At 64.3% G+C, this 19,697-nt stretch carries 16 protein-coding genes and 4 pseudogenes; 7 read left to right on the top strand and 13 right to left on the bottom strand.

Features of this window, described 5'->3' with window-relative positions; all coding sequences use genetic code 11:
• Positions 1–290 precede the first annotated feature (290 nt).
• Positions 291–2,696 carry a cation-translocating P-type ATPase gene (locus tag MSTE_RS04445; RefSeq protein ID WP_096499316.1) on the bottom strand — a complete coding sequence of 802 codons (2,406 nt, stop codon included), beginning with the start codon at positions 2,694–2,696 and terminating at the stop codon, positions 291–293.
• 117 nt (positions 2,697–2,813) lie between these two features.
• On the opposite strand from MSTE_RS04445, the gene MSTE_RS04440 reads away from it, so the two are divergent.
• The gene (locus MSTE_RS04440) at positions 2,814–3,491 is read left to right on the top strand and encodes a class I SAM-dependent methyltransferase (protein ID WP_096499314.1); all 678 of its coding nucleotides are present in this window, start codon (positions 2,814–2,816) and stop codon (positions 3,489–3,491) included.
• Here the strand turns inward: MSTE_RS04440 and MSTE_RS04435 are convergent.
• Positions 3,488–4,588: an MBL fold metallo-hydrolase gene (locus MSTE_RS04435; protein ID WP_096499312.1), complete on the bottom strand. Its 1,101-nt coding sequence runs from the start codon at positions 4,586–4,588 to the stop codon at positions 3,488–3,490. The two genes, MSTE_RS04440 and MSTE_RS04435, sit on opposite strands and share 4 nt — an antisense overlap.
• A gap of 2 nt (positions 4,589–4,590) precedes the next feature.
• Positions 4,591–5,322 (bottom strand): enoyl-CoA hydratase, encoded by a 732-nt coding sequence (locus tag MSTE_RS04430; protein WP_096499310.1) that lies wholly within the window; start codon positions 5,320–5,322, stop codon positions 4,591–4,593.
• Between the two features lie 15 nt (positions 5,323–5,337).
• On the opposite strand from MSTE_RS04430, the pseudogene MSTE_RS04425 reads away from it, so the two are divergent.
• A pseudogene (locus MSTE_RS04425) lies at positions 5,338–6,399 on the top strand (NAD(P)-binding domain-containing protein).
• Here the strand turns inward: MSTE_RS04425 and MSTE_RS04420 are convergent.
• Positions 6,379–7,005 carry a hypothetical protein gene (locus MSTE_RS04420; protein WP_096499308.1) on the bottom strand — a complete coding sequence of 209 codons (627 nt, stop codon included), beginning with the start codon at positions 7,003–7,005 and terminating at the stop codon, positions 6,379–6,381. The pseudogene MSTE_RS04425 and the gene MSTE_RS04420 overlap by 21 nt on opposite strands.
• Positions 7,006–7,125: 120 nt before the next feature.
• Here MSTE_RS04420 and MSTE_RS04415 point away from each other — a divergent pair, with 120 nt between their 5' ends.
• Together MSTE_RS04415 and MSTE_RS04410 are read left to right on the top strand one after the other, a co-directional pair.
• Positions 7,126–7,860, top strand: coding sequence for a response regulator transcription factor (locus MSTE_RS04415; protein WP_096505423.1), 735 nt, complete (start codon positions 7,126–7,128; stop codon positions 7,858–7,860).
• A gap of 75 nt (positions 7,861–7,935) precedes the next feature.
• The gene (locus MSTE_RS04410; protein ID WP_162291558.1) at positions 7,936–9,249 is read left to right on the top strand and encodes a sensor histidine kinase; all 1,314 of its coding nucleotides are present in this window, start codon (positions 7,936–7,938) and stop codon (positions 9,247–9,249) included.
• A 2-nt stretch (positions 9,250–9,251) separates the two neighbouring features.
• Here the strand turns inward: MSTE_RS04410 and MSTE_RS04405 are convergent, their stop codons facing one another.
• Positions 9,252–9,611 carry an FKBP-type peptidyl-prolyl cis-trans isomerase gene (locus tag MSTE_RS04405; RefSeq protein ID WP_030094367.1) on the bottom strand — a complete coding sequence of 120 codons (360 nt, stop codon included), beginning with the start codon at positions 9,609–9,611 and terminating at the stop codon, positions 9,252–9,254.
• Between the two features lie 23 nt (positions 9,612–9,634).
• Between MSTE_RS04405 and MSTE_RS04400 the strand changes: the two genes are divergently transcribed.
• A complete protein-coding gene (locus MSTE_RS04400; RefSeq protein ID WP_096499304.1) occupies positions 9,635–11,092 on the top strand; it encodes a phytoene desaturase family protein in 1,458 nt (485 codons plus the stop codon).
• On the opposite strand, the gene MSTE_RS04395 is transcribed toward MSTE_RS04400, so the two are convergent.
• From MSTE_RS04395 to MSTE_RS04380, 4 genes and pseudogenes are all read right to left on the bottom strand, one after another.
• Positions 11,085–11,468 (bottom strand): MarR family winged helix-turn-helix transcriptional regulator, encoded by a 384-nt coding sequence (locus tag MSTE_RS04395; RefSeq protein WP_162291365.1) that lies wholly within the window; start codon positions 11,466–11,468, stop codon positions 11,085–11,087. The genes MSTE_RS04400 and MSTE_RS04395 overlap by 8 nt on opposite strands.
• Positions 11,469–11,596: 128 nt before the next feature.
• A pseudogene (locus tag MSTE_RS04390) lies at positions 11,597–11,818 on the bottom strand (MFS transporter); the annotation flags it as partial.
• Between the two features lie 74 nt (positions 11,819–11,892).
• A complete protein-coding gene (locus tag MSTE_RS04385; RefSeq protein ID WP_162291364.1) occupies positions 11,893–13,176 on the bottom strand; it encodes a citrate synthase in 1,284 nt (427 codons plus the stop codon).
• A gap of 82 nt (positions 13,177–13,258) precedes the next feature.
• A complete protein-coding gene (locus MSTE_RS04380; RefSeq protein ID WP_157997633.1) occupies positions 13,259–13,834 on the bottom strand; it encodes a TetR/AcrR family transcriptional regulator in 576 nt (191 codons plus the stop codon).
• Between the two features lie 65 nt (positions 13,835–13,899).
• Here MSTE_RS04380 and MSTE_RS04375 point away from each other — a divergent pair.
• A pseudogene (locus MSTE_RS04375) lies at positions 13,900–14,876 on the top strand (oxygenase MpaB family protein).
• A 9-nt stretch (positions 14,877–14,885) separates the two neighbouring features.
• A pseudogene (locus MSTE_RS25795) lies at positions 14,886–15,985 on the top strand (cytochrome P450).
• Here the strand turns inward: MSTE_RS25795 and MSTE_RS04365 are convergent.
• The 4 genes from MSTE_RS04365 to MSTE_RS04350 form a co-directional block, all read right to left on the bottom strand.
• A complete protein-coding gene (locus tag MSTE_RS04365) occupies positions 15,972–16,826 on the bottom strand; it encodes a hypothetical protein (protein ID WP_096499299.1) in 855 nt (284 codons plus the stop codon). The pseudogene MSTE_RS25795 and the gene MSTE_RS04365 sit on opposite strands and share 14 nt — an antisense overlap.
• A 4-nt stretch (positions 16,827–16,830) precedes the next feature.
• On the bottom strand, positions 16,831–17,145 hold the full coding sequence (locus MSTE_RS04360; RefSeq protein WP_096499297.1) for an EthD family reductase: 315 nt from the start codon (positions 17,143–17,145) through the stop codon (positions 16,831–16,833).
• 31 nt (positions 17,146–17,176) lie between these two features.
• A complete protein-coding gene (locus tag MSTE_RS04355) occupies positions 17,177–18,880 on the bottom strand; it encodes an FAD-dependent oxidoreductase (RefSeq protein ID WP_157997632.1) in 1,704 nt (567 codons plus the stop codon).
• A 141-nt stretch (positions 18,881–19,021) separates the two neighbouring features.
• Positions 19,022–19,657: a TetR/AcrR family transcriptional regulator gene (locus MSTE_RS04350; protein WP_096499293.1), complete on the bottom strand. Its 636-nt coding sequence runs from the start codon at positions 19,655–19,657 to the stop codon at positions 19,022–19,024.
• Between the last annotated feature and the right edge of the window lie 40 nt (positions 19,658–19,697).

Here is a 19,697-nt window from a genome sequence, read left to right as displayed (position 1 = left end):
TCTGACGTTGTAATTCCATTGCGAAGGAACGACTTCCGGGCCGCATCGCGGGCCGGCGGGGGGAAGTCGCCGTAGCGTTCCCCGCAGGGCCGATCCGTGAACCGTAGGGCGCGCGGCCCGGAAGCCATCCCGTGAGGGACTCGAACCCGCTTGCCCGAGGAGGCGTGCCAACAAGGCGGAGACCCAACACGCGGTACGCCGACCGGCGATGCCGGGGCGCCGCTTGATCTCCGCGTCAGCAAAGATAGCGAATAGGTGCGATGCCGCGCACCCGAATTATCCGCGGCGACTCAGTCGTCGTCGGTGGCCCAGAAATGGCGGGGCTGGCCAGACCACTTGCCCTGCAGCCACCACAACACCTCGATCACGGCGGCCGCCGCCACACCGATGCCCAACGCGGGTCCGGTGACCGCCAGATTGGTCGGATCGAGCATGAATGTCTCTCGCGCCAAGGGAATCGCGAAGATCACCGCATAGCCCAGGCCGGAGAATGCCACCAGCGCCACCCGCCACCAGCGATAGGGCCGTGCCACCACGGCGAGCACCCACACCGCCGCCACGAGCTCGGTGATCAGTGCGGCGGTCGACGCCTGCGTGCTGTTCCCCGTGACGTGCAGAATGTGCCGTGCCAACAGATACGACAGGAACGTCGCGATGCCCACCGTCAGACCAGACGGAATTGCCGACATCATCACCCGGCGCACGAATCCCGTCTGTGCGCGTTCATTGTTCGGCGCCAGCGACAGGATGAACGCCGGAATGCCGATGGTGAACCAGGCCGCGATAGTGACGTGGATCGGCTGGAACGGGAACGGCACCGCGCCGTAGTGGAAGATCTTCGAGCCCAGTCCCGCGAGCCCCACCGTCAGCGCGAGCAGCACCGAGTACACCGTCTTGGTGAGGAACAGATTGGAGACCCGCTCAATATTGCCGATGACACGCCGCCCCTCGGCAACCACATAGGGCAAAGTGGCAAACTTGTTGTCCAACAAAACAATCTGAGCCACCGCGCGTGAGGCCGAGCTGCCTGCACCCATCGCCACACCGATGTCGGCATCCTTGAGCGCGAGCACGTCGTTGACACCGTCACCGGTCATCGCGACGGTATGTCCGTGCGACTGCAGCGCCTTGACCATCGCCCGCTTCTGATCGGGCCGCACCCGCCCGAAGGTGGTGGCATCGGCAAGGGTGTCGGCCAGTTTGTCGGTGTCAGAGGGCAGGGTGCGCGCGTCTATGGCAGCGCCGGAGAGCCCCAGCGTCTGAGCCACCGCGCTCACCGACACCGCGTTATCACCGGAGATCACCTTGATCGAGACGTGCTGAGAGGCAAAATATTCAAGGGTGTCCCGCGCGTCGGGGCGAATCTTCTGCTCCAACACCACCAGCGCACGTGCGGTGATGGCACCGGGCGCGTGGGCGTCGTCGACCGGCAGCTCCGCCGAGGCGAGCAACAGCACCCGCAGACCCCGGGAACCGATCTCTTCGGCCGCCGTGGCGATCGGGTCGGCCGGGTCGAGAAGTACGTCGGGTGCGCCGATCACCCAGTTGCCATGCTCGCCGTAGGATGCGCCGCTCCACTTCTTGGCCGACGAGAATGGCGCTATCGCAGTCGATTTCCAGCCCGGCGGGGTGTCATACGCCTCGGCGATGGCGGCGATGCTCGCGTTGGGCCTCGGGTCGTCGGCCGCCAGTTGCGACAACGCCGTCAGTGCATCCGCGTGATCACCGTCGCCGTCCAGTGTCTTCACATCCGAAAGCCGCATCCCGTTCTCGGTCAGGGTGCCGGTCTTGTCGGCGCACACCGTGTCCACGCGGGCCAGCCCCTCGATAGCGGGCAGCTCCTGCACCAGACATTGACGCCGTCCCAGGCGAATCACACCCACCGCGAAGGCGATTGACGTCATCAGCACCAGGCCCTCGGGAACCATCGGGACCAGGGCGCCCACCATCCGAAGTACCGATTCCCGCCAACTGTCATCGGTGGTGAACAGCTGGGTGTAGATGATCAGCGCACCTGCGGGCAACAGCAGATAGGTGATGAACTGCAGGATCTTGTTGATGCCGTTGCGCAATTCGGAGTGCACCAGGGTGAACTTGGACGCCTCCTCGGCCAGCTTGGCCGCGTATGCCTCACGGCCCACCTTGGTCGCCCGGTACGCGCCACTGCCCGCAACCACGAAGCTTCCCGAAAGCACCGGAGAGCCAACGGTCTTGTCGATGGGATCGGCTTCTCCGGTCAGCAGCGACTCGTCGACCTCGAGAGCGGCCTCCTCGATGACCTCGCCGTCCACCACGATCTGATCGCCCGGCCCCAGTTCGATGATGTCGTCGAGAACCACTTCGTTGGGCGCGAGGTCGGTCGCGGCACCGTCGCGGCGCACCATGGGGCGGGTCTGGCCGACGATCGCCAGCTTGTCGAGGGTCTGCTTGGCGCGCAGCTCCTGAATGATGCCGACGGCGCTGTTGGCGATGATCAGCAGACCGAATGCACCGTTGATGACCGAGCCGGTGGACAGCACGATGACCAACAGCACGCCGAGAATTGCGTTGATTCGGGTGAACACGTTGGCTCGCACGATGTCCGACACACTGCGTGCCGCACGTGAGGGGACGTCATTGGTCTTCCCCTGCGCCACGCGCTCAGCGACGTCAGCGGCGGTCAATCCGCCGACGGTCAATCCCTCGATCGTTGCCACCCCTGCAGAGTAGCGACCGACGCGCGCCTGGCACGGCTGCAGAGTGGGAACCTTGCACAATTATTTGGCCAGATTGGCACGCCACATTCCCGGTCGACGCGGGTAATGTCAGGTGGTATGACATCGCATGAACTTCCGGACTGGGACGCCACATATCAAGGCAAGGGTGAGCTCTTCCAAGGCGATCCGCCGTGGAACATCGGCGAACCTCAGCCCGAACTCGCAGCGCTGATCGACGCGGGCAAGTTCCATGGCTCGGTCCTGGACGTCGGATGCGGCCACGCCGAAACCGCGCTGCGGCTGGCAGCATTGGGACATATCACCGTCGGGCTCGATCTATCTCCCACCGCCATCGAGGCCGCTCGCGCCGCCGCGGTTGAACGCGGACTGTCCAACGCCAGCTTCGAGGTCGCCGACATCACCGAATTCTCCGGCTACGACGGGCGCTTCAACACCATCGTCGACAGCACGCTGTTCCACTCGATCCCGGTCGAGGCCCGCGAGGCCTACCAACAGTCGATCTCCCGCGCCGCGGCGCCGGAGGCGTCGTACTACGTGCTGGTCTTCGCGGTCGGAGCCTTCCCGCCGGGGATCGGCCCCAATGCCGTTACCGAGGACGAGCTACGCGCGGCGGTCGAACCGTACTGGGTAATCGACGAGCTGAGTCCGGCATTCATCCACTCGAACATCCCCGAGGTGGTACCCGGCGCCAACTTCGACATGCCGCTGTTCCACAAGGACGAGAAGGGACGCAACAAGCAGCCCGCGTTCCTGCTCCAAGCGCACAAGCGTTAGGAAAGACGCCACCAGCCGTCGGGGGCAACGGGCTGCCGCATATCGGCCCGTTGCCCGGGCTTGGGCGCCACGACGGTGATGCCCTGCTCGTCAGCGGCGGTGAGCAACCGCTCGATCGGCTCGGCCCACGGATGCAGCGCCAGGTTGAACGTCGCCCAGTGGATCGGCAAGAGCGGAGCCTGAGACGTCGCGAGATCCAGGTGGGTCTGGACGGCCTCTTCGGGGTTCATATGGATATCGGCCCATGAGGTGTTGTAGGCGCCGACCGGCAACAGGGTCAGATCAAAGGGCCCGTAAGTGTCGCCAATGACCTTGAAGGCCTTGGTGTATCCGGTGTCGCCACCGAAAAACACCTTATGTTTCGGCCCGGCGATGGACCAAGACGCCCACAGCGTCGTGTTGCGGGACAGCGACCGGCCCGAGAAATGTCGGGCCTGCGTGCAGGTGAGCGTGAGCTTTCCGAGCTGATGGCTCTGGTCCCAATCGAGCTCGATGACCCGCGCCGGTGAGACACCCCAGCTGCGCAGGTGCGCGCCCACCCCGAGTGGCACCACGAACACCGCGTTCTGGCTCCGGGTCAGCGCGATGATGGAGTCCATATCGAGATGGTCGTAGTGGTCATGGCTGATCACCACGGCGTCCAGCGCGGGTAATGCCGACAGCTCGACCGGGACAGGATGCTGACGATGCGGCCCGACGGCTCGCGAGGGCGAGCACCTGTCGCTCCAGACCGGATCGGTGAGCACCCGATACCCGTCGACCTCCACGAGCACACTGGAATGCCCGAACCAGGTGGCGGCCAAGTCGGCGGGCGGACCACCAAGTTCAGGGACCACAAGCGGCACTTGGCCTTTAGGTGCACCCGCACTGCGCCGCGTGATCACATCCCACACCACCGTGGTGGCCTCGGCATCCGGTGAAAACTGCCGTGCCGGTTCGGCGTTGTGAAAGGAACCACCACGGTATTGCGGTGACCCCTGCGCGACCTCGGCGATGCGCTCCTTGCTGGCGCCCAGCGTTCGCGGGACGTCGCGCAGGGCGCGCCCGAACCACGTCGACGCAAGAGCTGCGCCGGCGCCAACCCAGAGCGCCCGCACGCTCAGGCTCCCTGGAAGTTCGGGGGACGCTTCTGGATTCGCGCGACCTGAGCCTCGATGATGTCTTGGCTGCTCCACGCCTTGTCGAACAGCACCTTGTGCTCGGGCAGCTGATCCTCGAACGCGCCGTCGTCGTTGAGCACCCGCTTGGCGTGCTTGAGCGCCAGCGGCGCGAACCCGGCCAGCTCGGCCGCCCAGGCCTGCGCGTCGGCAAGCTCTCCGATGCGGTTGGCCAGTCCGGTCTGGAAGGCGCCCTGTGCGTCGAGCGGCTCGGCGGCCAGCAGCATGCCGCGTGCGCGTCCGTACCCGACCAGTGAGGACAGTCTGCGGATACTCCAGTTATCCAGGGCGATACCGTATTTGGCGACCGGGAACTGGAAACGCGCGGTCTCGGAGACCACCCGAAGATCGGCCACCATCGCCAACATGACACCGGCACCGATGGCGGGGCCGTTGACAGCCGCGATGACCGGAATGTCGGCGGCGTCGATGCTCTTGATCGAGTGCTGCCAGGCATCGGCGAACTTGTCTGGATCAGGGGCGCCGCTGGAAAGGTCGGCACCTGCGCAGAACGAAGTGCCCTGCCCGGTGATGACGATGACGCGTGCCGTTTCGGCGGCCTTGCGGACCTCCTCGGCGAAGGCGAGCGCCAACTCGTAGGTCACCGCATTACGCCGTTCTGGGCGCTGCAGCTCAATGGTGGTGACGGGACCGTCGCTAGTTACACCGATCATGGCAACCACCCTAATATGGCGCCCATGACTACCGTCGCCGTGATTGGTGGCGGGCAGGCCGGGATCGCCGCGGGGTACTTCCTACGGCGGCGCGGCCTTGAGCCCGGCGGCGGATTTGTCATCCTCGATCACTCCCCCGGTCCGGGCGGGGCATGGCAGTTCCGCTGGCCCACGTTGACGCTCGACAACACCAACCGCATCTATCAACTGCCTGGACTGCCGTTCGGGGAGACGGGCACCATCAGGGCATCGACCGCCATGCCCCGGTACTTCGACGAGTACGAACACCGGTACGCCCTTGATGTCCATCGGCCCGTGCACGTGCGCGAGGTACGGGCGGTCTCGGACGGGTTCTCGCTCGAAACCTCCGCGGGAGAGTTGACAGTCCGTGGGCTGATCAACGCGACCGGGACCTGGGACAAGCCGTTCATTCCCTTCGCAGCGGGCTCGGCCACCTTCGAGGGACGTCAGCTGCACACCCACGACTACCGGACACCGGAAGAGTTCTCCGGCAAGCACGTGCTGGTGGTCGGGGGTGGAGTGCCCGCGGTCCAGCTACTGGCCGAGATATCGACAGTCACCCGGACGTCGTGGGTGACCCGGCGCGAGCCGGTGTTCGTCACCGATTTCACCGTCGATCGACTGCGGGCCGCGGTCGCCGGCGTCGACGAACGGTCCCGCCGCGGGGAACCACAACGCTCAGTGGTGTCCGCGACCGGACTGCCCTGAACACCCGAGATCGCCGAGGCCTCGCAGCGCGGCGTGCTGGCCCGACGGCCCATGTTCAGCCGCATCACCCCCACCGGGGTGGCCTGGCCCGACGGCAGCTCACTGGATGTCGAGGTGATCCTGTGGTGTACCGGATTCCGGCACGCGTTGGATCATCTGGCACCGCTGCGCCTGCGCAACAGCCGCGGCGGCATCACCATGACCGGCCGGCTGCTCACTCAGGTCGCGGGACAACCCGCCGTCCATCTACTGGGGTACGGCTCCTCGGCCAGCACCATCGGCGCCAACCGGGCGTCGCGTGCCGCCGTCGTCGAGCTGATGAACTATTTAGAAGGACGTGCTGCCTGAGGGCTGCAGTACGAACCCGTGCTTCTGATCGCCCATGGTCACCTGGCAGGCGGTCAGACTGCCCGCACCGACGGCACACGTGACGTTGCCGTAGGTGAGCTTCTGCCCGACGTTGAGCAGCGGCGCCTCGGGTTTGGTGCCGCAGGACCAGGCGCCCTTGCTGATTTCGAAGGCGCCATCGCCCTTCTGCGCGACGGTACCCATCGGACATGTGCCAACACCGGGGATGTTCACACCACCCAGTCCGGGCACATTGGCGCTCGCGCCACCGACACCGGGCACGTTCGGGGCGTTCTGGGCATCGCCCGGAATCCCGGGTACCGCACCGTCGCAGCTGAGCCGCTGACGTGAGGTGGGCGTGATATTCGCCGAGGCACGGAACATGCACCCGATTCCGTCGGGGGTGGAGAAGTGGATCGACCGGACCGAGGAGTTTTCGTTGGTCACGAAGAATCCGTCGGGGGCCACCGCGGCGAACCCGTTGAGATCAGGGAAGGCGGGGTCGGCGTGAGCGACGCCCACACCCCCGGAATGCAGCCCCAAACCAAGGACGGCGCAAACGCCAGCAACAGAGGAGCCTAGCTTTACAGGTGCTTTTGTTGGCATGCGCAAGCTTTCGGTATGGGTCGCCGGATTATCAGCTTTCATGATACTGGCGACGCACGGGACGGCACCGACGTCCGCAGATGGAACGTTTTGAGCACTGCATCGGGCAAGATGGCAGACATGCCTGATGGACATCGCGCAAGCGGCTCATCACCAGATGCCGGGCACCCGTCCCCGCGAGTACTGGTGGTGGACGACGACGCCGACGTGCTCGCCTCACTGGAGCGTGGCCTGCGCCTGTCCGGCTTTGAGGTGAATACCGCGAGCGACGGCGCCGAAGCGCTGCGCTGCGCCACCGAGCATCGCCCGGATGCGATCGTGCTCGATATCAACATGCCTGTCCTCGACGGTGTCAGTGTGGTGACCGCGCTGCGCGCGATGGACAACGACGTACCGGTGTGCGTGCTGTCCGCGCGCACCTCGGTGGATGATCGGGTCGCGGGCCTGGAAGCGGGCGCCGACGACTACCTGACCAAACCCTTCGTGCTCGCCGAGTTGGTGGCCCGGGTGAAGGCTCTGCTGCGCCGTCGCGGCGCGGTGGCGACCTCGTCCACCGAAACCATCACCGTCGGCCCCCTCGAGGTCGAGATTCCCGGGAGGCGCGCCCGGATCAACGGCGTCGAGGTAGACCTCACCAAGCGTGAGTTCGATCTGCTGGCGGTGTTGGCGGAACACAAGACCGCGGTGCTGTCGCGGGCCCAGCTGCTCGAGCTGGTGTGGGGATACGACTTCGCCGCCGACACGAACGTCGTCGATGTCTTCATCGGGTACCTGCGCCGCAAGCTCGAGACCAGTGGTGCGCCTCGCCTGCTGCACACCGTGCGCGGTGTCGGTTTCGTGTTGCGTTCGCAGTAACCCTCCATGACCACTCCCAGTAAGCACCGCAGCCAGCGGATCACCGATCTGGCGTACCGACTGCTGGAACGGCCCATGCGGGTCTTCTCACTGCGCACCCTCGTCGCGATCGCCGCACTCGGGGTGATGGCGCTCGTGGTCACGCTCGGCACCTGGGTGTGGCTCGGTGTGGAAGATGACCAGAACAGCCAACTGGATCGACGGCTGGACTCGGTGTCCAGCCTGGGTGCCGTCTCAAGCCTGCTGAATTCGGTGATCAGTTCGGAGGGGAAGATCGACACCCCCGACGGCCTGGTGCTGACCGCCCGCGTGGCCGGGCTGACCAAGTCCATCCCCAGTGAGGTGGAACTACCGCTACTGGAACCCGGCTACGCCAACACCACCATCAACGGCGTCGAGTACCGGGTCCGATCGTTCATCGCCCCGGGCAACATCCCCGTTGCCGTGGGTGCCCCGATCGCCGAGACCCAGCGGCAGATCGACCGGTATCACATCCGCATCCTCGCGATCTGTGGCGGCGTACTGATCGGGACCGTGATCGTGGGCTGGGTGATCTCCCTCATCGTGGTGAGCCCCTTCCGGCTGCTGGCGCAGCAGGCCCGTCTGATCAACGCACAATCCAACCCCGACGACGTGAATGTGCGCGGTGTGCGCGAGGCCGTCGAGATCTCCGAGGCGGTCGAGGGGATGCTCGAACGCATCAATACCGAACAAGAAAAGACCAAGGCGGCCCTCGAAACCGCGCGCGACTTCTCCGCGGTGGCCTCACATGAGCTGCGCACCCCGCTCACCGCGATGCGGACCAACCTCGAGGTGCTCTCCACCCTCAACCTCAGCGAAGACCAGCGCGCCGAAATTCTCGAAGAGACCGTGCGCACCCAAACACGCATCGAAGCAACGCTTTCCGCGCTCGAGAGGCTCGCTCAGGGCGACCTGACCACCGAGGATGACCACGTACCGGTCGACATCACCGAGCTGCTGGACCGCGCCGCACACGATGCCGACCGCAGCTATCCGAATGTCGAGGTGTCTCTGGTCCCCTCGTCGACCATCTTGATGCTGGGGTTGCCCGCCGGGCTGCGGCTGGTGATCGACAACGCGATCAAGAATGCAGTCCGCCACGGCGGCGCTTCGGAAGTCCGACTCTCTGCGATCAGCACCGTGCACGGTGTGGAGATCGCGATCGACGACAACGGCAGCGGTATCCCCGAGGCCGAGCGCGAGCTGGTTTTCGAACGGTTCTCCCGCGGCTCCACCGCATCACACACCGGCTCCGGCCTGGGCCTGGCACTAGTGGCACAGCAGGCCGAACTCCACGGCGGCACAGCAGCTTTGGAGTCCAGCCCACTGGGAGGCGCACGACTGGTGCTGCGCCTCCCCGGGCATTAGCCCTAGCGCGCGCCGAGCAGGTCGATCACGAACACCAGCGTCTTACCCGACAGCTGATGCCCCGCACCCGCCTCGCCGTAGGCCTGTGCCGGCGGCACCGTGAGCTGGCGACGTCCGCCCACCTTCATGCCGGGGATACCGTCCTGCCAACCCTGGATGAGCGCATCGAGCGGGAACTCGATGGATTCGCCGCGGTTCCACGAGCTGTCGAACTCCTCGCCGCTCTCGAACTCGACACCGACGTAGTGAACGTTGACGACCGATCCGGGCGCGGCTTCCGCGCCATCACCGACGGTGATGTCCTTGATGACCAGTTCGGTGGGCGCTGGACCTGGCTGAAAATCGATCTCGGGTTTCGTCATGCGATCGACCCTATCGTTAGGTCATGACCGATAGCTATGACACCGTAATCGTCGGCGGCGGGCACAACGCCTTGACCGCCGCGGCGTATCTGGCGCGCGCAGGCAAGCGAGTGCTGTTACTGGAGCGGCTCGACGTGCTCGGCGGTGCGGCGATCTCGGCACCGGCATTCGAGGGCGTAGACGCCCGGCTGTCACGCTACTCGTACCTGGTGAGCCTGATGCCTCGGCAGATCATCGATGACCTGGGGTTGGACGTGCGTCTGGCACGACGCAAGTACGCGTCGTACACGCCGGATCCCGAGGATGATGGCCGCAGCGGGTTTCTCGCCAGCACAAATGATTTCGCAGAGTTCGGAGCACTCTGCGATTCGGTCACGCGGCCATTGTGGAACTCCATGCTGGAGCCACTGCGGCGGCGAAGCGACATCCGCGCGGGGGCCTGGGAGCAGCTGATCGAGACACCCATCGGTGAGGTGATCCGTGCGGCCACACCCAACGACCTGCAACGCGGAGTCCTGCTCACCGATGCGCTGATCGGAACCTTCGCCAGCGCCGATGATCCTTCCCTGCAGCAGAACATCTGCTTCCTGTACCACCAGATGAATCCGTGGGACGTACCCATCGGCGGCATGGGCGCCGTGACGGGCTCGCTGGAATCGGCCGCACGTCGGTACGGTGCCGAACTGCGCACCGGGGCAGAAGTTTTGTCGATCAATCCCGAGGGTGAGGTGCGCTATCGGGCCGGTGACGATGAGCACACAGCAATCGGCAAGCGCGTACTCAGCGGCGTCACGCCGACCGTGCTGGCCCGTCTTCTCGGCGAAGATCCACCTCAGGGCCAGCCGGGCGCACAGGTGAAGGTCAACCTGCTGCTGACCCGCCTGCCTCGCCTGCGCGATGAAAAGGTCACGCCGGAGCAGGCTTTCGGCGGCACCTTCCACATCAACGAGACGTACACGCAGCTGGAGAACGCCTACCGGCAGGCACAGGCGGGCGCCACCCCCGATCCGCTGCCGTGTGAAATCTACTGTCATTCACTGGCAGATCCCAGCATTCTGTCGCCGGAGCTGCGGGCATCCGGCGTGCAGACGTTGACGGTGTTCGGGCTGCACACACCGCACGGACTGTCCGCAACGCGCGAGGAACTGCAGGCCGCCGTGCTTGCATCGCTGAATTCGGTACTGGCCGAGCCGATCACCGATGTGCTGGCCACCGACTCACACGGCAACCCGTGTATCGAGACCAAGACCACCGGAGATCTGGAGCACGCCCTCGGCATGACGACGGGCAACATCTTTCACGGCGGATTGCACTGGCCGTTCGCCGAGGACGACGACCCGATGGAGACCACCGCACAACGCTGGGGCGTGGCCACAGACCACCACCGGATCCTGCTGTGCGGCTCAGGTTCCCGCCGCGGAGGCGGTGTGTCGGGTCTCGGCGGATATCACGCCGCAATGGCCGTGCTCGACGCTAACTGAGTGCCGCCGCCTGTTTCAGGATTGCCTGCAGGTTCTTCAGTTCGGCCTCACTCAACGCCGCCAGACCGGCCGGTGCGGGATCGTCCATCTCGGCGATGACCGCCATCAGGCGCCGCCCTTCATCGGTCAACGACACACGCTTGCACCGGCGGTTGTCGGGATCGATGCGACGCACCACCAACCCACGCTGCTCCAGGTCACTCACCGCGACCGTGGCCGCCGGGGCGGCCAACGCCGTGGCCTCCGCGATTCCTTTCACTGTCATCGACTGTCGTGCAAGCCTTCTCAGGATGCGCACCCGACTGAATGGCAGACCTGTCGCCTCGACGACCATCCGTCGCCAACCATCGCGATTGTCGAGCACCAGGCTCGCCATGGTGCGCCAGACCTCATCCGCGAGGGGCCTATCCGACACGAGAAACCTCCCGCGAGGCAGTGCTCTCGATGAGCGGTGCGAGTCGCTGCGCCCGGCCGGTCCCTCGCGGCACCCGCGGCACCCGCGGCACCCGCGGCACCCGAGAGCATGAGCAACGAGGCCAGCCCCAGGGTGTAGATGTCGATGACCCATTGCAGCTGCGAGGTGCTGGCACCGAAATCCGTCCGGATGGTCGGTAGCGCCACGTTCACGATGGTGGAATCCATCGACACGATGAGCAGACTCAGGCAGCAAGAACCCAGGATGACGATCTTGCGACGCTCGCTGAGCGCACCGACGGCTGCTTCCACACAACCGTTGTGAAACTACAACTGTTAGCGATGCAAACAGATTTGTGTGAGCTTTGTCATCTCACAGCGGAAAGCTACGGGTACTGACGCTCCCCGTAGCCGGTGTAGATCTGGCGCGGACGGCCGATCTTGCCGGGCTCCGAGTGCATCTCACGCCAGTGCGCAATCCAGCCGGGGAGCCGGCCCAACGCGAACAGCACGGTGAACATGCGCGTCGGGAAGCCGATGGCCCGGTAGATCAGTCCGGTGTAGAAGTCGACGTTCGGGTACAGCTTGCGCTCGATGAAGTAATCGTCGGTGAGTGCGGCTTCCTCGAGGGCCTTGGCGATCTCCAGAAGCTGATCGTCCCCGCCGAGCTTGCCGAGGATCTTGTCGGCCTGCTCCTTACAGATGCGCGCGCGCGGGTCGTAGTTCTTGTAGACACGGTGCCCGAAGCCCATCAGCTTGACGCCGTCCTCGCGGTTCTTAACCCGTCGCACGAAGTCGTGGGTGTCGCCACCCTCGGAGCGAATGCGCTCCAGCATCTCCAGCACCGCCTGGTTGGCGCCGCCGTGCAGCGGGCCCCACAGCGCGTTGATGCCACCGGAGACAGAGGTGAACAGGTTCGCGTCGGACGAACCGACCAGCCGCACCGTCGAGGTCGAGCAGTTCTGCTCGTGATCGGCGTGCAGGATCAGCAGCATGTCGAGCGCCCGGACGATCTCCGGATCCACCTCATAGGGCTCGGCCGGCAGACCGAAGGTCATCCGCAGGAAGTTCTCGACGAGGGTAAGCGTGTTGTCCGGGTACAGGAACGGCTGCCCGACCGACTTCTTGTACGCGTAGGCCGCGATGGTCGGCAGCTTCGCGAGCAACCGGATCGTGGACAGCTCGACCTGCGCGTCGTCGTGCGGATCCAGCGAGTCCTGGTAGTAGGCACTGAGCGCATTCGCGGCGCTGGAGAGCACCGGCATGGGGTGCGCGTTGCGCGGGAAGCCGTCGAAGAACCGCTTGAGGTCCTCGTGCAGCAGAGTGTGGCGCTGGATCTTGGTGGTGAAGTCCTCCAGCTGCTGCGGGGTGGGCAGCTCGCCGTAGATGAGCAGGTAGCTCACCTCGATGAAGGTGGACTTGTCGGCCAGCTGCTCAATCGGGTAGCCCCGGTAACGCAGGATGCCGGCGTCACCGTCGATGTAGGTGATGGCGCTCTTGGTGGACGCGGTGTTGACGAAGCCCGCGTCGAAGGTGGTGTAGCCGGTGTCTGCCAGCAGCTTGCCCAGCGCGAAGCCATCCGAGCCTTCGGTCGCGCGGACGATATCCAGCTTGGTTTCGCCTCCGGGGTACTGGAGAGTAGCGAAATCGTTGTTGTCGGCCACAGGCATCCCTTCTGAGGTTGAGCGGCTCCGTAAGAACGTTCATAGAGAAGGTAGTCGCTCCGCCTTCAGGGCGCCTGGTCAGGGTCCCTCAATGAACCAGATTCGCCAGATGCCTCTTTGCGAAATCCCGCATCGCGGGTTCATCGTCCATAGCGATGAGTTTCGACGGTGTTTCCACATATGAGCGAGCAATCCGTACCAACAACTCGGACACGGCCAGCAGCTCGTCATCGGGCATCTGGGCGCCGGCCCGCCGCAGCGCCGTGCTCACCTGAACGCCGACCTCGCCCACCGTCCACTCTCGAACGGAGCCCACCAGGCCGCGCACCACGGCGGGTTCCTCGAAGAAAACCCGCCGATACAGCCGTGACGAATGGAGGGACCTCACCGCACCGGCGAATGCCTCGATGACGGCCTCCTGCGGGTTGTGCCCACGAGTCGCCCGGTCCAGGTCGCGCATTGTCTGCGTCAGCGACTGCTGTAACACCGCCAGAATGAGCGCTTCCTTGTTCGCGAACCGCCGGTAAACGGTGCTTCGGCTCACCCCGGCCTTGCGCGCGATCACATCGAGGCTGGCACGGCCGAGCCCCACCGCTTCAAACTCTTCGGCGGCGGCAGCGAGCAGCACTTGTGTTTCCGCATCGACCTGCACCACCTGCGCCACGGTACCACCCTTGACGCAGTGACACAGATATTGACATCAGTATCAGACGGTGCTGTCATCGAGTGATGACACTGCAGGGCGATCCACCGACCACGATCGAAAGCGCCCGCGACCCCGATGGAAGCCTCTCACCGAGTCAGCGAGTACAACGTCCGCTACCGCCGAATTCTCTGGTGTGGAAGTACTTCGCCGATCGCCGACTCAGTCTGCTTCTTGGCCGGGCCGGCACCACGGAGAACATGTACCCACAACTGGGGCAAGCAGTTTCAGACCATTCGGTGATATTCACGAACCTGTTCGAACGTGTACGGCGATCGCTGCCGCCGATAGCGAACACCGTCTACGGAAACACTCCAGTCAAGACCGGTCTGCAAATCAGGAACTTCCACAAACCCCTGGCGGGCGTCATGTCGGACGAGACCAGGTACCACGGCTCTGCATACAAAGGCCTCGACCCGGAGACTTTCTACTGGGCACACGCGACTTTCATCGACCAGATCGTCACGGGCGTAGAGCGCTTCATCAAGCCGCTGTCCAACAGCGAGAAAGAGCAGATCTTCGCCGAATCCAGGGATTCGTACAGCCTGTACGGCGTTAACGCAAGCTTTGAACCGCGGACTATGCGGAGTTCGTGTGCTACTGGGACCGCATTGTCGAGGACGAACTGGTCGGCGACACCAGAGTGGCCCGATACACCGTCGGTTACATCACCAAGGGGATCTCGCGAGCGTTCCCACCACCGGCTGTAGTTCCGACGTGGCTGTGGAATCGGCTACTTGCACCAGCTCTTGACAGAGTTGCGGCATTCCTCGGCGCTGGCGGATTGGATCCGGCGCTGCGCGGGAAACTCGACATCCCGTGGTCGGACCGCCAAGAGATCCGGTATCGACGATTCTGCGCCGCGGTGCGCGCGGTCGGCCCGGCATGGGAACGACTGGCCCCTTTACATCTTCGGTACAGCGAGCAGGCGGTCGCAGGCTTCCGGCGCGAAGGCATTGACCCACGCAAGATCGCCCCCACAATGACCGCTCCCATCGGCTGAGGAGCACGCATGTTCAAGGTCCAAATGACCTACGTACCGGCCGATTCTGGCCTCAAGCCGATCTACGGATCCGGTCTACCCGGCATCGTGCAGCAGTTCCAGATGCTGACCGACCGCGACAAGAATGTCCGCAGACAGCTGGAACGCTTCGGCGATATCACCTACTCAAAGGTGCTCGGCCACAACCTCGTCTCGGTGATGTCACCGGCAGGAGCACAGGCCGTTACAGTCAATCGCGACAAGTCTTTTGCCAACGAGCCCGCATGGAATTTTCTGATCGGCGTGGCGTTCCGGCGGGGAATTCTGCTGATGGACTTCGATGAGCACCGGCACCACCGCGCCATCATGCAACAGGCGTTCACGAACACCCACCTCAAGGGCTACCTGCAGGAGATGTAACCGGTGATCGCCGAGCGGGTTGCACAGTTTCCGACCGGAAACATACTCCTGGGCAACGAGTTCAAGGCAATCACGCTGGACATGGCATTGGAGGACACACGTTCACCGACGAAGACGTGGTCAATCACATGATCTTTGTGCTGTTCGCCGCGCACGATACGTCGACGACGCTGACCACCATGGCCTACTACCTGGCCCGTCACCGGGAATGGCAAGAGAAGGCCAGGCAGCAATCAATGGCGCTCGACGGTGAGATCGGACACGACACGCTGGAACAGCTGACCGAGCTCGACCCCGTCATGCGGGAGTCACTGCGGCTCAACCCGCCCGTACCCACGCTGGCCCGGGAAGCACTGCGGGACAACGAGGTTGATGGCCACTTTGTCCCGAAAGGCGCCTTCGTCCTGGTAACACCCGCAGCGGTCCATCACAACCCGTCCGTCTGGAAAGACCCATATCGCTTTGATCCAGAACGGTTTTCACCCGAACGCCACGAAGACAAGGCTCATCGATTCGCGTGGATTCCGTTCGGTGCAGGCGTGCACAAATGCATCGGACTGCATTTCGCTCAGATGGAGATCAAAATCGTGATGCACCACCTGCTACGCGACTACGAATGGGCGATCGCACCGGACTACCAGTGGAAACTGGATCCGACCACGCTCGGCATGCCCAGAGACGGACTGGCCGTCACACTCAATGCGCGGTAAGGGAACTCGGCGCCGGCTCACCTTCCGGCGACGCCACCCGTGCGGCGGTGGGTCCTGGCAGGTTGCAGAGCACCCGGGCAGCGATGTTGACGTAGCTGAAGGCGAGCGCTATCGCGAGCAGCGCGGCAGGTACGGCAATCCAGAGGCTCGGGCTGGTGGTCAGGTAATCCCGGTTCATGGTGACGAACACCGGCCACGCACAGAACCAGATGCCGCCGATAACCGCACCCGGCATGAGTGGAATGATCGCGAGGATCCGCCAGCCGGTGAGCCACCGCCAGGCGGCGCCGATCGCCGCGCCGGCCACGATTCCACCAGCCTGATTGGTGAAGGCCCATGAGATGGGGAAGGTGCCGAAGGCCATGAGCGGCTGCGAGCCGAAGTAGGACTCCAACCCCGACTGCGTCACGGGGAGCTCCAAGAGGATGTTTCCTGCCACGCCGACGAGAAAGAGAACGACAACGGTGCGCGCTCGGCAGCCGCGGGAAACGAAGTAGCAGCCGAGCCAGCCCGCGAGCGTCCATGCCAGGGTGTGCCCGAGCAACACCCACCACGGCATGCCGCGACCAGCGAGGGTGTAGGCGACGTTGGCGCCGTGCTCGAAGATGTACAGGTGACCGACGATGTCGGTGATCGGTTCGAAGACGGAGATCAGCGCCGCGGTGGGGAGTAGCACCAACACCAGCGGCCGTTTCGTCCGAACAAACTCCACGACGCCGTAGACCGCCGCCGCAGCGACGAGGCACCCGAGGATGACCGTAAAGATCGTCTGGGCAGTGGGATTGACCGTGGTGTCCGCGATATGCGAGTAAACGTCGCCGAAGAGTTTGTCGTCGTCCATCGGGCTACTCGACTTCAAGTTCTGTCAACGGGTAATGGATTATGGTCGCCCAGCCGCTCGCATAGTTTGAAACATCCTGCGCCACCACGTGACCCGCTGACGATGTGAGTGCTGCCGTCATCGCATCCTCGGTGTCGAAATCAGCTTCGAAGATCGCGAAGTGCGGCGCTTCGCCGTCGAGCGCGGCGATATCAAGGGCATACCGGATGCCGCGAATTCCGGGCAGCTTCATGACGAGAGGCAGATGCACGTCTGTGTAGTAGGAGCGAAAGTGGTTGGAGTCCAACGGCTGTCCGTATAAGACACTGAGACGGTACAAGGGTTCCTCCTATGCGGCCCCGGTCGCCGGGTCAGATCGAGTCGGGCCAATTGGCGATGTCGCGCGGGTAGCTGGACAGGACACGATGCGGCCTGTCCCGGAACGGCCGGATCAGATCAAACCGATTCGGCAATCCCTTGAGATAGCGACGATCGTCGTAGTCCCAGAGCCGCTTGAGAATCCCCTTCGCCTCATAGGTGTCCACGAACGGCTCCTCGCCCGCCGTTCCTGTTCTCTGCATGATCGCGGCCACCGATCGGCGCGCGGCCTCGCACGCGCAGTCCATGGCATCAATGCCCCCGCTGGTGCGCGCATAAGTCGCCGCGATGAAGAGGTTGTCGATACCGGTGACCGCGCGCGGCTGTCCGGCCCAGGTGCCCACCTCCGCGCCGAACAGCGGTTCGTCGTTGGTGACAGGCTGTCCCGCCGGGAAACGCACGAGCGGGCTTGTGCCCCACCGAATGATGTTCGCGCGGTCGAGCGTGCCCCACGAGCTCGGCATGAACTTCGCCAAATGCGCAAGGATTTCATCCAGAAATTCCTGCTCACTGCATTCCTTGGCCGTCTTTCCGTACAACAGACCGGGATAGTCCCAGGTCTGCAGGTCAATGGACATCCACTGCATCGGCGTGCCATCGCCGTATTGCTCGCTGAAACCCGGGACGGCCGCGCCGTAGTCGATGGCGACGATCTGCCACGGACCCAGGGTTCCCCCATTGGGCATCCGGGGCCCCTTGAGGAACAGGTTCACAGCCCCCAGCCACTGCTCACCCATCTGGTCCAGCCGGGCCAGTTGTGGATCGTCTTCGACCAGCTCCGCGCTCAACACCTTCGGAGCGACATTCTGCGGAACGGCGAGGACATACCAATCCGCGGTGACGGCTTGGGTGTCACCGGCACGATCCTTGACGAGCGCCCCGGATACGACGCCGCCGTCGGCATTCAGTTTCAGAAGCTCAGTGCCGGTGTGAATGCGGACGCCGAGTTTCTCCAGGTGCCCTCCGAATGGCGCGTACACCGCCTCATCGGCCGGGCCCCGAGTGATTGCGGTCAGATGCCGCGCACCCCGCCCGAGCCCTTTCGTGCCGCAGTAGCCCGAAAAGATCTGAATGTTCCTGGCCGTCTCTCTGGCGCTGACCAGATCAGGGGCGACCTTAACCTGACCGACGAGTACGGCCAGCAGCTCAAACCCTTTGTCAGACACTGGGCCGGTGTACTGGGTCAACGTCACGTTCTCGAACTGGTCGTACTGACGGAGCAGACCCGAGGTCGCCAACGCGACGAGCTTCAGCGCCAGCCGCGGCATCTCCGGAATCAGCTTCCAGGACCAGATTTGGCTTATGGCCTCGAGCCGGCTCCGGGAGAACAAGCGTCCGTTTCCGGCCAACGTCGAGATCAGGGTCGTGTTCGAATTGACGAGGTTGTCCAGGACCGATCCGTCCCCCTCCCCCCTCGGCACCCGCGACAATGTGTCGTTCCAGTGCTGATACGTGCCCCAATAGACATGGGGGCCGCTCTCCAGAGGCAGGTCCTTGCGGCCGTCGGCACCTGTTCCCCGAAAGGTCTCGCTGCGAGCCTTCCCGCCGAGGTAGTCATGCTTCTCGTACAGGTCAACGTCGAAGCCACGTTCTGCGAGCTCAAGTGCCGCAGACAGACCCCCCGGGCCGCCACCGAAAATCGCTACTCGGTTCCGCCCGTCGGCCGCGCCGCGGCATTCGACAGATGTGGATTTCATTCGCACCGTTGCGAGTCCTTTCCGGCACGGCGGCATTGCCCTGCCGAGAAATATTATTAAGACCATATGGTCTTAATAATATGGTGGATCGCTAGCCCTCCGATGTCAAGTAGGTTCGCAGCGCAGATACGCAGGGCCAGGTCAGGACGAGTGGCGGCGCCGCACATCGAGCACGGAGAGCACCAACTCCGCACATTCCGCCGCGACCTCGTCGCGCGTGACGGCAAGGCGACCCTCAAGCCAGCCGAGATATGTCGCGCTCACCGCTCCATAGATCTGGACCGCGCCGATGGCGAAAGTCGCTGGCCGCGTCGCATCGATCGGCAACCGATTGATGCTCTCGGCGAAACTCCCCGAAACCGCGGCGAAGAACAGCGGCACCATCTGATTGGCATGCTCGCGCAGCGTCTCGTCAGACACGAACTCGCGCAAGATGATCCGCACGCGGCGCGCATCCTCCTCGAGATACGTGGCGCCGGCCTCGAACACCGCACGCAGCCGGTCAGAAGCCGTGCCGCTCTGCGGAGCAGATTCGACGAAGGCCCGCATCTCGTCGTAGACCCGGTCACCCACCGCCCGCAGAAGTTCCTCCCTGCTGGAAAAACTCTCGTAGAAATAGTTCCGGCTCAGCCCGGCCCCACGACATACCGCGCGCACCGTCACCGCAGCAGCACCCTCGGTGCCCACCAACTCGTAGCCGGCCTCGACGAGTCGCTCGCGTCGATCGAAGGCCCGGTCGCGCATCGTGCTGCCGCGCCAGACCGTGGGTGTGTCCATACGGGCAGATTGTTCCAGACAACCAAGACTCGACGTCCTG

Source organism: [Mycobacterium] stephanolepidis, assembly GCF_002356335.1.
Lineage (GTDB): Bacteria > Actinomycetota > Actinomycetes > Mycobacteriales > Mycobacteriaceae > Mycobacterium > Mycobacterium stephanolepidis.
Note: the sequence above shows the minus strand (reverse complement) of the source record. Positions and strands in the feature narration are given on the sequence as shown.

What these genes read in the sequence shown, in the direction of transcription:
- MSTE_RS04440 (WP_096499314.1), top strand. Translation starts at nt 2,814, where the DNA reads ATGACATCGCATGAACTTCCGGACTGGGACGCCACATATCAAGGCAAG.
- MSTE_RS04430 (WP_096499310.1), bottom strand. Translation starts at nt 5,322, where the DNA reads ATGATCGGTGTAACTAGCGACGGTCCCGTCACCACCATTGAGCTGCAG.
- MSTE_RS04420 (WP_096499308.1), bottom strand. Translation starts at nt 7,005, where the DNA reads ATGCCAACAAAAGCACCTGTAAAGCTAGGCTCCTCTGTTGCTGGCGTT.
- MSTE_RS04415 (WP_096505423.1), top strand. Translation starts at nt 7,126, where the DNA reads ATGCCTGATGGACATCGCGCAAGCGGCTCATCACCAGATGCCGGGCAC.
- MSTE_RS04410 (WP_162291558.1), top strand. Translation starts at nt 7,936, where the DNA reads ATGCGGGTCTTCTCACTGCGCACCCTCGTCGCGATCGCCGCACTCGGG.
- MSTE_RS04405 (WP_030094367.1), bottom strand. Translation starts at nt 9,611, where the DNA reads ATGACGAAACCCGAGATCGATTTTCAGCCAGGTCCAGCGCCCACCGAA.
- MSTE_RS04400 (WP_096499304.1), top strand. Translation starts at nt 9,635, where the DNA reads ATGACCGATAGCTATGACACCGTAATCGTCGGCGGCGGGCACAACGCC.
- MSTE_RS04395 (WP_162291365.1), bottom strand. Translation starts at nt 11,468, where the DNA reads ATGGCGAGCCTGGTGCTCGACAATCGCGATGGTTGGCGACGGATGGTC.
- MSTE_RS04385 (WP_162291364.1), bottom strand. Translation starts at nt 13,176, where the DNA reads ATGCCTGTGGCCGACAACAACGATTTCGCTACTCTCCAGTACCCCGGA.
- MSTE_RS04365 (WP_096499299.1), bottom strand. Translation starts at nt 16,826, where the DNA reads ATGGACGACGACAAACTCTTCGGCGACGTTTACTCGCATATCGCGGAC.
- MSTE_RS04355 (WP_157997632.1), bottom strand. Translation starts at nt 18,880, where the DNA reads ATGAAATCCACATCTGTCGAATGCCGCGGCGCGGCCGACGGGCGGAAC.
- MSTE_RS04350 (WP_096499293.1), bottom strand. Translation starts at nt 19,657, where the DNA reads ATGGACACACCCACGGTCTGGCGCGGCAGCACGATGCGCGACCGGGCC.